General features: G+C 61.6%; 9 protein-coding genes and 2 pseudogenes. All 11 read right to left on the bottom strand.

What is annotated here, in order from left to right; translation table 11 throughout:
• Nucleotides 1-14 precede the first annotated feature (14 nt).
• A complete protein-coding gene (locus ACEN2T_RS02625; RefSeq protein WP_032885258.1) occupies nucleotides 15-2765 on the bottom strand; it encodes a malto-oligosyltrehalose synthase in 2751 nt (916 codons plus the stop codon).
• Nucleotides 2762-4846 carry a 4-alpha-glucanotransferase gene (gene malQ / locus ACEN2T_RS02620; RefSeq protein ID WP_032885256.1) on the bottom strand — a complete coding sequence of 695 codons (2085 nt, stop codon included), beginning with the start codon at nucleotides 4844-4846 and terminating at the stop codon, nucleotides 2762-2764. Before malQ ends, ACEN2T_RS02625 begins: the two co-directional genes overlap by 4 nt.
• Entirely contained in the window at nucleotides 4843-6588 is a 1746-nt protein-coding gene (treZ, locus tag ACEN2T_RS02615) for a malto-oligosyltrehalose trehalohydrolase (RefSeq protein ID WP_442116251.1), read from the bottom strand. Before treZ ends, malQ begins: the two co-directional genes overlap by 4 nt.
• A 19-nt stretch (nucleotides 6589-6607) precedes the next feature.
• On the bottom strand, nucleotides 6608-8164 hold the full coding sequence (gene glgA / locus ACEN2T_RS02610) for a glycogen synthase GlgA (RefSeq protein ID WP_081797612.1): 1557 nt from the start codon (nucleotides 8162-8164) through the stop codon (nucleotides 6608-6610).
• Nucleotides 8165-9516: 1352 nt separating this feature from the next.
• Entirely contained in the window at nucleotides 9517-10470 is a 954-nt protein-coding gene (locus ACEN2T_RS02605) for a D-2-hydroxyacid dehydrogenase family protein (RefSeq protein WP_442116250.1), read from the bottom strand.
• A 26-nt stretch (nucleotides 10471-10496) separates the two neighbouring features.
• Nucleotides 10497-11498, bottom strand: a complete 1002-nt coding sequence (locus tag ACEN2T_RS02600; RefSeq protein WP_122753460.1) for an alpha/beta fold hydrolase — start codon at nucleotides 11496-11498, stop codon at nucleotides 10497-10499.
• A 44-nt stretch (nucleotides 11499-11542) separates the two neighbouring features.
• Nucleotides 11543-11986 carry a YqaA family protein gene (locus ACEN2T_RS02595; RefSeq protein WP_179178922.1) on the bottom strand — a complete coding sequence of 148 codons (444 nt, stop codon included), beginning with the start codon at nucleotides 11984-11986 and terminating at the stop codon, nucleotides 11543-11545.
• A gap of 3 nt (nucleotides 11987-11989) precedes the next feature.
• On the bottom strand, nucleotides 11990-12436 hold the full coding sequence (locus ACEN2T_RS02590; RefSeq protein WP_442116249.1) for a DUF411 domain-containing protein: 447 nt from the start codon (nucleotides 12434-12436) through the stop codon (nucleotides 11990-11992).
• Nucleotides 12437-12517: 81 nt separating this feature from the next.
• Nucleotides 12518-12976, bottom strand: coding sequence for an SRPBCC family protein (locus ACEN2T_RS02585; RefSeq protein ID WP_181639575.1), 459 nt, complete (start codon nucleotides 12974-12976; stop codon nucleotides 12518-12520).
• Between the two features lie 90 nt (nucleotides 12977-13066).
• Nucleotides 13067-13582: pseudogene (locus ACEN2T_RS02580) on the bottom strand (methyl-accepting chemotaxis protein); the annotation flags it as partial.
• Between the two features lie 345 nt (nucleotides 13583-13927).
• A pseudogene (locus ACEN2T_RS02575) lies at nucleotides 13928-15052 on the bottom strand (HAMP domain-containing protein); the annotation flags it as partial.
• Nucleotides 15053-15267: the final 215 nt, after the last annotated feature.

Raw genomic sequence — 15267 nt, 5'->3', positions numbered from 1 at the left:
CTCACAGAAAATTTTCAGCTTTCTTGATCATCAGGATTGATAAAGACATTGACCGGGAAATCCCCCAGGGCAGTGCTGATCAACAGCTCCTTGTCTGGTGTGACTGCGCCTGTATGAAAAAGTCCCTTCCAGTTTTGAGTTGGTGCGGCGAACGGTAATTTCAGCCGCGTATCGCCCCAAACCTGCGCATTGATCTGGGGATACACACCGTTCTCCAGCAAGTGATGTGACCAGCGTGGAACCACTACCAGCAGGCGTTTGCCCTGGTGTTCGCGACAGAATGCGACCACCCGCTCGGCATGCTGGCCGACCACTTCCAGCGGTGTGTAAGTACCGTTGCGAAACAGCTCAGGCTGGGCCTTGCGCAAGGCCAGCACCTGGGCAATCACCGCCTGTTTGATGCGCCCGTCACGCCAGTTGAACAACAGTTCGCCGATGTCCGTTGGGGTCTCGAGTGCCCGTTGTCGTGCACTGAAATCCACCGGACGACGGTTGTCCGGATCCACCAGGCTGAAGTCCCAGAACTCCGCGCCCTGGTATAGGTCTGGTACACCCGGCACAGTCATGCGAAGCAAGGATTGCGCCAGCCCGTTGAGCGCCCCGGCCGGGGCAATCGCCTGGGCAGCCGCCGCAATTGCGGTGCGCAACGTGCGACCTTCTTCACTGAGCAATAGACGCGACAGAAACGCTTCCACGCCTTGTTCGTAGGCGTCGTTGGGCGCACTCCAACTGCTGTTCAATTTGGCTTCGCGCAGGGCCTTTTGTTGCCACTGCCAGAGGCGTTGTTGATAGCCGTCGAAGTCATCACCCTGGTCCAGCGGCCAACTGCCCAGCAGCACTTGGTAGAGGATCAGCTCATCACCGGCCGACGGCGTGTCGGCATCGCTGCGTAACGGTGCTGCCAGGGTGCGCCACTGCTCAACCTGTTCCACGTACCAGTCGGCGCACTCGCTGAGCACTGCCAGTCGAGCGCGGGTGTCTTCGCCGCGTTTGTGGTCGTGGGTGGCGGTGGCCAGCAGGTTATCCGGGAAGGCTTCCAAGCGCTGTTGGTTGATCGAATGGAATTCGGTCAACGGTGCGCTGAACTGCTCAGTACTGAAGCCCACATCATTACGCGACAGCAGCACCGCTGAGCGATAGAACGCGGTGTCTTCCACGGCTTTGGCGGCCGCGGGCGAGGTCAGTTGCTGGAAGCGTACGCAGGCATGCTTGAGTATCTTGCGCTCACGGCCCACCGGACGTTGGCGCCAAGGCTGGCCGCCGAGGGATTTTTCGAGGTGATCCAGCACCGGCCAGTCGCCCTCACTCAAGGTGGTGCGGGCACCGTCCATGGCCTGCTGGAACACCGCGTCGTCGGCGGCGCTGCGGCCCAAGGCGCTGATGTAAGTGCGGTACACCGGGAAGTGCACGATCAGTTCCTGCAGGGCGCGGCGAATCGCACCCAGGGTCAGGTCGCGGGTCATCACATCGTCGCGGGCCACTTGCAGGAGCGCTTGGGCGACGCTTTCAAAGTCCCCGCCCAACGAGCCGTTGAGGATCTGCTGGCGGGCCAGACGGGCTTCTTCGATAAACGCTGAGGGCCGTTCGGTATGGCGTGTCCACAGCTCGGCCAGCGGTGCAAAGCCGTCCGGCTGGTGTTGCAGCAAGGACAGTTGGTCCATGAATTCATAGCCGGTGGTGCCGTCCACACACCAATCCTCACGCAGGGTTTCGCCTTCACCGAGGATCTTCTCGACAAAGATCGGCAAGTGCCGCCCAGGTGCCAGGGCGTCCACTCGGCGACGCAGCTTGCGGCAATAACCCCGCGGGTCGGCCAGGCCGTCGATATGGTCGATACGTAACCCATCCACCAAACCTTCGCTGATCAGTTCGAAAATCTTGCCGTGGGTGGCCTCAAACACCGCCGTGCGTTCTACGCGCAGGCCACCCAGCTCATTGACGTCGAAGAAGCGCCGCCAGTTGATATCGTCTGCCGCCGTGCGCCAGCTCGCCAGGCGGTAGGCCTGTTGTTCGAGCAACTGATGCAGGCGATTGAAACCCTCGGGTTGGCGCCCATCGAACTGGGTCAAGCGGTCTTCGATAGCCGCCAGGACTTCAGTCGCCCGCTCGGCCAGCGCCTGCTTGAGCCAGGCGGCTTCGGCGTAGGTGTCGTCCTGATAGGCGAGGGCGGCGAAACGGTCAGCCAGGGGTTTGAGCGTTTCATCGCTGCCCAGGATCAACGCGTAATCCCGTGGGCAGATCGGGAAGCGATGCTCGTAATGCTCGACATAAAATGCGCCGTGGACCGCATCGAAATGCAATGTCAGGGTGCCGGTCTGTAACGCTTCGCCGTAGTCGCTGCCCAGAAACGGCATCAACAGTTGGCCCTTGAGCAGCGGGTCGGGCGAGTGCCACTGGATGTCGAAGAACTCGCTGTACGGGCTCAGGCGGCCCCACTCCAGCAGGTCCAGCCACCACGGGTTATCGGCACCGCCAACGGCCATATGGTTGGAGACGATATCGAGGATCAGCCCCATGTCGTGTTCACGCAGGGCGGCGACCAGGCGGCGCAAGGCGGGTTCACCGCCCAGTTCCGGGTTGACGCGGGTCGGGTCGACCACGTCGTAACCGTGCATGGACCCGGCGCGGGCGCTGAGCAGGGGCGAGGCGTAAAGATGGCTGATGCCTAACTCGGCGAAATACGGCACCAGCGGCACCGCATCGTCCAACGTAAAGCCTTTATGAAATTGAAGGCGCTGGGTGGCGCGCAGGGGCAGTGTCTTCATCGGTCACGCTCATAGGCCTGGTTGCGCGCGACGGCCAATAGTTCAAGGCGGCGCGCGGCTCCGGCATTGTCCAGCAAACTTGAAGCCTCACCCGCCAGGCGTCGGCGCCAATTGGGATGGGTATCGGTGGTGCCGGGCAGGTTGGCTTGTTCTTCGACGCCCAGGGCGTCTTCCAGTGGCAACAGCACCAACGGCGCACGGGTATGGCCGAGGTAGCGCACGCTGGCGTCGATCATGTGGTCGGTTTCGTTACGGATCTCGTCAACGAAGTTCTGCGGGTCCTGGCTCAAGGCCTGGCGCAGGGCCTGGCGTTCGCGCAGGCGGTGTTCGCTCCATTGCTCCACGGTGGGCGCATCGATCAGGCCGAGTTGGATGTTCCAATCGATGTCGCGGCTGTGCCACCAACCATTGAGCGTGGGCAAATCGTGGGTGCTGGTAGTGGCCAGGGCGTTGTTCGGCCAGTCGAGAATCGGCGTGAACTGACCATCGTGGCCTTGCTCGAAGAGCAGCACACGCATCCCCAGAATAGAGCGGCTGCTGAGTTTTTCGCGCAGGCCGTCGGGCACAGTGCCGAGGTCTTCACCGAGGACGATGGCTTGATGGCGGTGAGATTCCAGCGCCAACAGACGCAACAGGTCGTCCACCGGGTAATACAGGTAAGCGCCTTCGCGAGGGGATGCGTCCATGGGGATGACCCACAGGCGTTGCAGGCCCATCACATGGTCGATGCGTAAACCACCGGCATGGGCGAAGTTGGCGCGCAGCATCTCGATAAATGCGCGGAACCCATTGCGCTGGAGGCCTTCCGGCGAGAACGCGGAAATGCCCCAGCCCTGGCCCGCACGGTTGAGGATGTCCGGCGGCGCGCCCACGGTCAGGTTGGCCAGCAGTTCATCCTGGCGGCTCCAGGCCTGGCTGCCACCGCCGTCAGCTCCCACCGCCAGGTCGGCGATCAAGCCAACGCCCATGCCACTGCCCTTGGCGGCTTGTTGCGCGCGCTCAAGGCAGCGGGCGATCAGCCATTGGGTGAAGGCGAAGTAGCCGATCTCTTCTCGGTTGTCCTCGGCAAACTTCGCCAGCGCCGGGCTCTGCGGGGTACGCCACTCCTGCGGCCAGTGGCGCCAGTCGAGCGCTTCGCCGGCAGCCGCGCGCACAGCTTGCACCGCTTCAAAGCGACAGTGATTTTCCAGGGCTTCACCGCCGGCCTGGCGGAAACTCAGGAAATCGGCATGTTGCGGATGCTGGCCGTGGCGGAAGTCTTCGTACAGCGCGCGCAACAGGCGTTGCTTGGCTTTGGCGGCGGCGGGCCAGTCGATCAGGGTGTGTTGCTCCAGTGCGTGCAGCTCATCCTCCAGACCAAGGGCGTCGATGGCGTTGCGCACTTCACGTTCGCCAAGGATGCAGCCGGGCGAGGCATACAAGCTGTTGAGGAACAAACGGCTGGACGGCGAATAGGGGCTGTAGCGCCCTGTGTCGGCGCTGAACATCGCGTGCATCGGGCTGATTGCCAGGGCATCGGCGCCGCGCTCGGCGGCAGAACGGGCGAGGTGTTCCAGGGCCAGGGTGTCGCCGAAGCCACCATCGCCCAGACGGCGCAGCGAGTACAGCTGCGCACTCAGGCCCCAGGCGCGGGCAGGCTGGCTGTCGACCGAGTCGGCGACGCTGTAGCAGTGAGTGGGGGCGACGGCCAGCGTGAAGGTCTGGTCGTTGATGTGCACCTGGTGGTAGCCCAGGGCGATGATGCCCGGCAGCACGGCGGCGCCGTCCAGGCGCAGGTCCAGGGTTTCGCCGTCTTCCAGGCTGACACGGCACAGGGTGTCGGGTTCGAAGTAGTGCGCCAAGTCAAGGCCGTCGCCGCTGTCGACCGTCATCAAGGGCGGCAGGTGTTTGTCTTGTTGCGCCCGCTCCAGTTCCAGCAGGCTGGTATTGATCTCTGCGTCGCTGTCGGCCGGGTGACCGAGGCCTTTGAGGACAGCGCGAAGGGCATCGGGTGTCACGCGTTGCGGGCGGCCGTTGGCGTCGATCCAATCGACGGCCAGGCCTGCGCGGCTGGCGAGGATTTCCAGGTTCGCTTCACTCAAGGGTGTTCTCCAACAGGGGAAAGGCTGACGCGCGCGCTGTACGGCGGCAGTTGCGCGCCTTGCTCAGCAGGCGTGGCAAAAAGTAGGTGCTCCGGCGCCGGATGATTCACGGGCGTGGCACTGAGGTTCAGGTCGATCTGCAACAGGCTGCCATTGCCCAATCGCCAGCGGGCTGTTACAGCGCCGTCCGCCAGCACTTGGGCGCCCAGCGCCACACTGCCGGGCAAGTGCGGCACGAGGTGGCGATGGCGCAGGCTCAGCAGTTGGCGGTAGAGCTGCGCCTGTTCGCTGTCGCTAAATGTCGGGTTTGATTGCTGGAAGGTAGGCAGGGCGTTGGGGTCAGGGATGCGTTCGCGTCGCTCGGGATCCTGGAACGCGGCGAAGTCGGCAAACTCGTTGCGCCGGCCTTCACGTACCGCTTCGGCCAGTTCGCCGTGGTGGTCGGTGAAGAATAGAAAGGGCTCTTTGGCGTTGACTTCATCGCCCATGAACATCAGCGGGATCATCGGCGACAGCAGCAGCAACGTGGTCGCGGCCTTGAGTGCCTGAGGCGAGCACAGTTGATGCAGGCGCTCGCCCAAGGCGCGGTTGCCGATCTGGTCGTGGTTCTGCAAAAACAGCACAAAGGCACTGGGTGGAAGGTGCGCGCTGGGTTCGCCACGGATGTGGCCATGGCGTGTGGTCTCGCCTTGGTAGATGAACCCTTCGCCCAGGCAGCGCGCCAGCTTGGCTGTGGTGTCTGCGGCGAAGTCGCTGTAATAGGCGTCGGTTTCACCGGTGAGCAGCACGTGCAGCGCGTTATGGCCGTCGTCATTCCACTGTGCATCGAAATCATGCTCCAGCAGGCTGGCCTGGTTGAATTCGTTCTCCAGCACCAGCCAAACGTGGCGACCGGTGTCGACCTGCTGGCGCACACGCTGCGCCAGTTGTTGCAGGAAACCGGGATTGTCGATGGCGTGCACGGCATCCAGGCGCAGGCCGTCGAAGCGGTACTCCATCAGCCACATCAGTGCGTTGTCGAGGAAAAAGTGGCGCACCTCGCGGCGCTCGAAATCGATCCCCGCGCCCCAGGGGGTGTGCACGTCTTCGCGAAAGAAGCCTTGGGCGTATTGACCCAAGTAGTTGCCGTCAGGACCGAAGTGGTTGTAGACCACGTCGAGGATCACCGCCAGGCCGTGCTCGTGAGCGCTGTCGATCAAGTGCTTGAGCTGCTCAGGCGTGCCGTACGAGGAATGGGGCGCGTAGGGTAGAACCCCGTCGTAGCCCCAGTTGCGTTCGCCGGGGAACTGCGCCAAGGGCATCAACTCAATGGCCGTGACGCCCAGCTCGGCCAGGCGTGGCAGGTGTTTCTCCACGCCGGCGTAGCCTCCCATTGCGCCGACATGCAGCTCGTAGATCACCGCCTCATGCCACGGGCGACCTTGCCATTGGCTGTGCCGCCATTTATAGGCGAGGGGGTCAACCACCCGGCTCCAACCGTGCACATCGCACGCTTGGGCCCGGGATGCGGGGTCGGGCACGTCTTTTTCCCCGTCGATGTTGTAGCGGTAGCGCGTGCCCGCCGGGCACTTTATTTCTACTTCAAACCAACCCTCTGCCTGCGGCAGCATGGCAACTGATTTGCCGTCTTCCAATTCAACGCTGACATAAAACGCGTCTGGCGCCCACAAGGCAAAACGCGTGTGTTGCGCGTCCAGCATGATTGCGCCGTGGGGCCAGGTTTCTAGAGTCCGTAACGGCATCTATAGAGGCCTCCCTTGATTACTTGACTGATTTCCCCAGGGCCTTGGCCACAAGTTGTTCGTAGAGTTCGGCGTAGGGTTCGACTGCCTGGCACCAATTGAACGGTTGGGTCATGGCACGGCAACGCATGGCGTTGAGCAGGCCTGGGAAAGCGAAGACCTTGAACGCGCGGCTCAGGGCTTCTTCATAACTTTCCACCGTGGATTCATTGAACAGGAACCCGGTGACGCCATTTTCGATAGTGTCTGCCAGCCCGCCGGTATTGCGTGCCACCGGCAGTGAGCCGAAGCGCTGGGCGTACATCTGGCTCAGGCCGCAGGGCTCGTAGCGCGATGGCATCAGCAGGAAGTCGCTGCCGGCAAACATACGGCGCGCGTCGGTTTCGTTGAAGCCGATGCGCACGCCGACTTGGCCCGGGAAGCGCAGGGCCAGTTCACGCATGGCCTGTTCTTCTTCCGGTTCGCCGCGCCCGATGATTGCGATCTGGCCGCCGTTCTCAACGATGAAGCCAGCCACCGCTTCGGTCAGGTCCAGGCCTTTTTGGTAGACAAGACGCGAGACCACGGCGAACAGCGGGCCGGTGGAATCGTGCAGACCGAACAATTCGCGCACGTGGGCGGCATTGATTGCCTTGCCTTCCCAGTCGCCGATATTGAAGTTGTGCGTCAGGTGCTCGTCGGTGGAGGTTTCCCAGCTTTCATCAATACCGTTGGGGATACCACTGAGCAGGCCTTGCTGGGTCTTGGCGGCGAGAAAACCGTCGAGGCCGCAGCCAAATTCCGGGGTGGTGATTTCCTGGGCGTAGGTGGCGCTCACCGTGGTGATATGGCTGGAATAAGCCATGCCGGCCTTGAGGAACGACATCTTGCCGTAGAACTCCATGCCTTCCTGCTGCAGGGCGTGGGGCGGGATACCCAGCTCTGGCGTCGAGGCCAGGCTGACCACACCTTGATAGGCCAAGTTATGAATGGTGAACAGGGTCGGCGTACGTGACCCACGCCAGTGCATATACGCCGGGGCCAGGCCAGCAGGCCAGTCGTGGGCGTGCACCAAGTCCGGGCACCAGTGGATCTGTGCGAGGTTGGCGGCGATGTCGGCGGCGGCCAGGCCCAGGCGGGCGAAGCGGATATGGTTGTCCGGCCAGTCGCGGCCGTTGTTGGCACCGTAAGGCGTGCCTTCACGCTCGTAGAGCTCGGGGCAGATCAACACATAAATGACAAGGCCGTCCTTGAGGTCCATACGCCCGATCTTGCATGGCGGCAGCGCGGCGTGGCCGCCCAGTTCACCGATGATGTGGATCGGGTTGTCGCTTTCCATGACCTGCGGGTAGCCGGGGATCAACACGCGCACATCATGCAGGTGAGCCATGGCACGGGGCAGGGCCGCGGAGACGTCGCCCAGGCCACCGGTTTTCACCAGGTCAGCAAACTCGGACGTGACAAACAGCACTTTCTTTCGATTCGGGTTGTGACTCACGATCGGCCGCACAGAGCTTGGCAGGTCGGCCAACGACGTAGGCCCCCCTGCAGGCTGACTGAAACGCTCTCCCTGAGTATCTACTGCGGCACTGATCATAATGCACTCCCATTTTGTTGGTCGGCTAATGGCCCGCTGCCACTAGCTCCGATTGGCCGCATCCTGCGGCCAGGCGCACAAGCACTGTACAAACTGGCAAGGCGTATGCCAGTTGCACGGATTGCGAAAAAAGATTGGATGGACGGGCATGTGCTGTGAAGCGTGTGTGCTCGCCTTACCTTAAAACTGGACCAATGGCAGAGTCGGAAAGTTTAGATTTTTTGCGGGGTTTTTATTTTGGAACGGACCCATCGGTCATCAGTCTAGGACAGATCCTCATAGCCTGTAGGGTTTCTGTGAAGATTTTGTAGGACAAAAAACTTTTAACCTGAGAGTCGGTGGTTATTAGCCAATTGTCTGTGGGGCAGTGGTGTATTTCGAGGTAATGCGGTTTGACCTGGGTTTTGTAGTGAGCAGGCTTGCCCTGCGCTGGGCTGCGAAGCGGCCCCATTAGGGGCACCGCTTATGTACCTGGTGCAGCAAGGTGAACCATTTGGGAGCGCTTCGCACTCCGTCGCAGGGCAAGCCTGCTCACCACAGGGGTTGTGGCGCCTGTGGGCAGGAGGTTGTGAGCTTATTTCTGAGCAAACCTCTCACCACAGCGTTGTTTGCGACTGTGGAGTGGGGCTGAGCCGTATTTTGTAGTGAGCAGGCTTGCCCTGCGCTGGGCTGCGAAGCAGCCCCATTGGGAGCACCGCCTATGTACCTGGTGCAACAAGGTGAACCATTTGGGAGCGCCTCGCACTCCGGCGCAGGGCAAGCCTGCTCACCACAGAGGTTGTGGCGCCCGTGGGCAGGAGGTTGTGAGCTTATTTCTGAGCAAACCTCTCACCACAGCGTTGTTTGCGACTGTGCAGTAGGGGCTGAGCTGCAATTTGTAGTGAGCAGGCTTGCCCTGCGCTGGGCTGCGAAGCGGCCCCATTAGGAGCACCGCCTATGTACCTGATGCAGCAAGGTGAACCATTTGGGAGCGCTTCGCACTCCGGCGCAGGGCAAGCCTGCTCACCACATAGGTCGTGGCGCCTGTGGCAGGAGGTTGTGAGCTTATTTCTGAGCAAACCTCTCACCAAAGGATTGTTTGCGACTGTGGAGTAGGGCTGAGCCGTATTTTGTAGTGAGCAGGCTTGCCCTGCGCTGGGCTGCGAAGCAGCCCCATTAGGGGCACCGCCCATGTACCTGATGCAGCAAGGTGAACCATTTGGGAGCGCTTCGCACTCCGTCGCAGGGCAAGCCTGCTCACCACAGAGGTTGTGGCGCCTGTCGCAGCAGGATGTGAGCTTATTTTCTGAGCAAACCTCTCACCACTGGGGCGGCGTGCGCCTCTGCGGTGAGAGGCGCCCTGTATTGGTGCGTCAGACGAGCGGGCGGATGGGCGCGTTGTTCGCCCAGGCTTGGATATCCTCGATCATCTGCTGGTAGAACTGCCGGTAATTCTGCTCGCTCACATAGCCTACATGGGGCGTGGCCAGCACATTGGGCAAGTGGCGGAACGGATGATCCAGCGGCAACGGCTCCTCGGCATACACATCCAGTGCAGCCCCCGCCAGGCGACCACGGCTCAATGCCTCAACCAATGCCTGCTCATCCACAATCGGCCCACGCGCGGTATTCACCAGACGCGCCGTCGGTTTCATCCAGCCCAGCGCCTCGGCATCCACCAGGCCGCGGGTGCGGTCGCTGAGTACCAGGTGGATGGTCAGGATATCGGCCTGTTTGAACAGGTCCTTCTTGCTGACCCAGGTCACACCGGCTTGCGTCGCACGCTCCGGCGTGAGGTTTTCACTCCAGGCAATCACGCGCATGCCGAAGACTTGGGCAAATTGCGCGACCTTCTGGCCGATGCTGCCCAGACCAAGGATGCCCAGCGTCTTCCCGTACAGGTCGCCGCCAAGGCCAACCTGCCAGTGCCCGGCGCGCACGGAGTTGGCCTCGGCCAGCAGGTTGCGGGTGGAGGCCATGATCAACGCCCACGTCAATTCCGGCGCTGCCTGTTTATAGCTGTCGGTGCCGCAGACGTGAATGCCCAGGGCCTTGGCGGCGGGAATATCGATGGCCGCGTTGCGCATGCCGCCGGTCACCAGCAACTTGAGGTTGGGCAGCCCCTGCAACAGCGCGGCGTCGAATGGGGTGCGTTCACGCATCACGCAAATCACTTCGAACGCTTGCAGACGTTCGATCATTACGGCGGTATCGGCCGGGTAATCGTGCAGGAAGTGCACCTGGCCGACCGACTCCAGCACCGACCAATCCACCACGTCACGGGCCACATTCTGCCAATCATCAATGACTGCGATCTGTACCGACATTCACGAGTGCCTCGAAAAAGGTTGGATTAAAGCGCGTTCAAACCCTGCAACAGCGCCTGGTGAAACTTCGCCGGTTCTTCCATCTGCGGCGCGTGGCCCAGGCCGGGAAACTCCACCAGCGTTGCGTGGGGGATCAGCTTGGCCACGGTTTTGCCCAACACCGCGTAGTTGCCGAGCTTAGCTTTGACCTCGGGCGGCGCGACGTCCTTGCCGATGGCGGTGTTGTCGGAGGTGCCGATCAGCAAGAGGGTAGGCATCTGCAGGTTCTTGAATTCGTAGTACACCGGCTGGGTGAAGATCATGTCGTAAATCAACGCCGAGTTCCATGCGACCCGCGTATGCCCCGGGCCGTTGCTCAGGCCGGCATACATATCCACCCACCGCTCGTATTCCGGCTTCCAACGGCCGACGTAGTACGTGTTGAGCTGGTATTGGCGAATCCCATCGGCGCTGACTTTCAGTTCACGGGCATACCACTGGTCGACGCTGAGCGCAGGCACGCCCAGGGCTTTCCAGTCTTCCAGGCCGATGGGGTTGACCAGCGCCAACTGCTCAGTCTGCTCGGGGTACATCAGCGCGTAACGCGTGGCGAGCATGCCGCCGGTGGAGTGGCCGAGCAGGGTGACCTTTTGAATGCCGAGCTTTTCCAGCAGTTGGTGGGTGTTGAGGGCCAACTGCTGGAAGCTGTACTGGTAGTGCTCGGGTTTGCTGGAGCTGCAAAAACCGACCTGGTCCGGTGCGATCACTCGGTAACCGGCATCACTCAGGGCCTTGATCGAGCTTTCCCACGTTGCACCACAGAAATTTTTGCCGTGCATCAGCACGACGGCGCGACCATTGGCGGTGCCTTTGGCCGGCACGTCCATGTAGCCCATTTGCAGGGATTCGCCTTGGGATTGGAATTGGAAATGTTCAAGGGGGTAGGGGTACTGGAAACCTTGCAGCTCAGGACCGTAGGTGGCCGCGAGCGCAGGCGCTGTGCTGGCCGTCAGCAGGCCGGCGATGCAAAAAGCGCGGAATAGAGGCATGGGCGGGGCTCCAGGAAGGGTGTCCGGATGCTCTTTGCAAGGGATTAAGTGGGGATTAACACCCATTGCAAGGTCACGGCGGCCAGCACGGCATAGCGCAGGCCTTTAGCCAGGGTCACCAGCAGCAGAAACCGCCACAAGGGCTCACGCATTACCCCGGCCACCAACGTCAGCGGGTCGCCAATGATCGGTACCCAACTGAGCAGCAGCGTCCAGTGTCCCCAGCGCTGGTAATGGGTGCGCGCTTTTTCCAGTTGCCTGTCGCTGACCGGAAACCAGCGCCGACCCTTGAAGTGCTCCACCCAGCGGCCCAGCCACCAGTTGACCAGCGACCCGAGAACATTGCCCAGGGTCGCGATACCCAGCAGCCACCACAGGCCGTAATGCCCGCTGACCAGCAGGCCTACCAGCACCGCTTCGGATTGCAATGGGAGTAAGGTCGCCGCACCAAAGGCGGCGAAGAACAGCCCGAGGTAACCCATCAGCATCGATCAGTGCGCCGGGTACTCAGCCACCACGACATCGTTGCCGTCCCGGGTCAGCCCGATGACTTGATAGGCCTCGCTGCGCCCGTCCATTTCCATGCCGGGCGAACCCATCGGCATGCCCGATGCGGCAATGCCCAGCAGGTCGTCGCGCTTGCGCAAAGCCAGCACTTGATCGGCGGGCACGTGGCCCTCGACGAATTTGCCGTCGATCACGGCGGTGTGGCAGGAGCCCAGGCGCGGGGCCACGCCCAGGCGTTGCTTGACGGCACTCATGTCGGCTTCGACATGGTCGTTGACCTTGAAGCCGTTGCTTTCCAGGTGGCTGATCCACTTTTTGCAGCAGCCGCAGTTAGCGTCACGGTGCACGTCGATGGGGATGGGGTCAGCGGCCTGGGCCAGGGTAGTGGTGAAGAGGGCTGAAAGCAGGGCCAATCGCAATGGGGTTTTCATCAGGTTTTCGTCCAAGACCAGGCAGTAAGCCGGGCATTCTCCGCGCTTTTTTGAAGGGGGCGCCGTTGTAATGTTTCAAAGTTATACAAGGTTGGCGTTTTCCAGGCGGTGCCTGAGCTGGTCCAGCGCAATCGCTGATAGTTCGATCATGCGTTCGTGCAGGCTGGCCAACTGCAATTCGGTTTCATAGGTCAGCACACGCTTGAACAGCGTGCCGTCGTGAAAGGGCAGCAGGAAATAGTGGATGGAACCATCGACGGCGAGGGATGTGAACACCGTCTTGAACTCGTCGGGACGATGGGCGATCTGCACGCGGTAGCTCATGGGCACGCGTACACCCAGCAGGTCGATCATTTCGGTAAAGCGTGCACCGGCGGGGAGCGATCCGGTGGTGCCGGTGTCGGCCCCGAGGGATGTGGGGTGCCATTCATGCCAGCGATCCGGTTGGGTCACGTAGTCGTAAACAGCGTCAATGGGGGCTTGGATAAAGCGTTCCTGACTGATCCGCTCCAAGCGGAACGACTGCTCGACAGCGCGCATGGCACACCTCCTGTGTGGCGGGGCTTAACACTTGGAACTGTCAGAATAGTCCGACTCCCGCGCTTTGCACGGGAGCCTTCAGAGAATTGATCAGCGCACTTTAAAGCGGCCCATCAAGGCGATCACCCGGCCATTGGCATCCAGCAGGCTCTGGGTATTGGTTTCGGTGGCATGGCCGCTTTGTACCAACTCTTCGACCATGTGTCGGATTTGCACCATGCTGCGGTTGATCTCCTCGGTCACCGCGCTTTGCTGCTCGGCGGCTGTGGCGATCTGCGTGCTGAGGTTGTTGATATGGCTCACGGAACCCGCCATTTCATCCAACCCGGTGTTGACCCGCGCCGTTGCATCCGCTGCCGATTGGCAGCTGGCCTGGGTATTTTCCATGGCCGCGACCGAGGAACTCACCCCGGCAGTCAGGCGTGCCAGCATCTCGTTGATCTGCGAGGTGCTTGCCTGAGTGCGCGCAGCCAAGGCGCGCACTTCGTCGGCAACCACTGCAAAGCCTCGACCTTGCTCACCGGCCCGCGCGGCTTCAATGGCGGCGTTGAGGGCCAACAGGTTGGTCTGGCCAGCAATGGCGCCGATCACCCCGAGGGTCTCGGTGATGCGTGCGGCGTCCTGGCGCATGTTTTCCACGGTGTGGGTGGCGCTGGCAACTTCGCCGATCAAGGCGCTGACACTGGTGGATGCTTCCCCAACGACCACGCGGGAGCGATCGGCGTGCTCATTGGCGCGCTGAGTGAACGAGGCGGTTTCGGCCGCGTTTTGCGCGACGTTGTCGGCGGTGGAGCTCATCTCGGTGATGGCGGTGACGGTCTGGTCGGTTTCCGAGGCGTGACGCACCAGGATCTGGTTGGTGTGGGCCGAGGTCCGTTGCAATTGCTCAAGGCCTGACGACATCGCGCCAGTGGCCTGGGTGACTTCGCCGATCATGTTTTGCAGGTAGACGATGAAATGGTTCACCGAGTGACCGATGGCGCCGAGTTCGTCTTCGGCGCGGATGGTGATACGTCGCGTGAGGTCGGCATCGCCAGCGGACAGCGCGTCGATATTGGTTTTGAGGATCTTCATGCGCTGCACCAGTTGGCGGATCGCATACGCCGCCAGCAGCACCAGCAGCAACACCATTGGGATCTGCAACAGCGCCAGACTGCCGAGCACGTCATCGCGTTGGGCAGTGATCAGTGAAGTGGGCAGGGCGGTGGCGAGGAACCATGGCGTGCCTTCGATGGGGCGCAGATAGAAGGTGCTGGCCACGCCGCCATTGTCGAACTCGCTGCGTTGCAGTGCCTGGTCGCGATGGGCCAGGGCTTTGCTGACCTGGGTGGCAAATGCCGAGGTGGAGGTCAGTTCGCTGATGTTCTTCAACACCACGGGGCTGCTCAGGCGCGAGCTGTTGCTGATGATCTTGCCATCGCCCTCGACGATCAGCATTTGCCCGCCGATGTCTTTTTCCTTGCTGGCCACCAGGTCATTGAAGAAACCCAGGGTCACGTCGATGGTGGCCACGCCATAGGCGGCGCCGTCACGCTGTATCGCCATGGCGCAGTTGGTGCGCGGCTCCTGGCTGGCGTCGTCTTTGTAGGCAGCCGCCCAGGCGCATTGCCCGCGCGGCGAAGCGAGGCCGCCTTTGTACCAGCTCTGGTCGTAATAGTTGGGCGCGGGGTCGCTGTTCCAGAACGTGTTCACCGCCAGCTTGCCCGACGCATCGCGGTGCCAGAACGTGCTGTGCTTGTTGCGGCCCGGCGTGCGCTGGTTGGGCAGCGGCCAGATACCACCACCAAATACCTTCAGTTCACCATATTGGTCGACCAGGCCTGGCAGGACCTTGTCGATGGCATCGCTGTCGAGCAGTGGAATAGTTTGGGTGATGGTGCGTTGCTGGGCCTGAACCTTGTTCAGTTCGCCCTGAATTTGTTCTGCCACCTCACTGATGCGGTTGAGCACCACCTGTTCTTCGGTCTGTCGCAGCTTGGGTGCGACCAACTGGCCGATACCCACGACGGTCAACACGAATAGCACCAGGACGAACAGCACCAGAAACAGGGTATAGCGGGCTTGGATAGAGCGCATTGGGGGCATGGGGTCGTCCTTACGAAGCGTTTATTATCGACGCGGCTTTTTTAGAGCTTCGTTGGGCTATCGGCTTGGCAACGCTTAGCTTTAGGTACGCTCGTGCAAATAAAGTGAAGGGCTAAACGGTTGGGATTGGCAATTCAACTGGGAGCCCATGGACAGTTGTCTCGGTAAACCGTGCCGATAATGGGTTGAGCGGCGCGCCCCACCTG

Source organism: Pseudomonas sp. W22_MBD1_FP4, from assembly GCF_052113765.1.
GTDB lineage: Bacteria > Pseudomonadota > Gammaproteobacteria > Pseudomonadales > Pseudomonadaceae > Aquipseudomonas > Aquipseudomonas sivasensis.
Note: the sequence above shows the minus strand (reverse complement) of the source record. Positions and strands in the feature narration are given on the sequence as shown.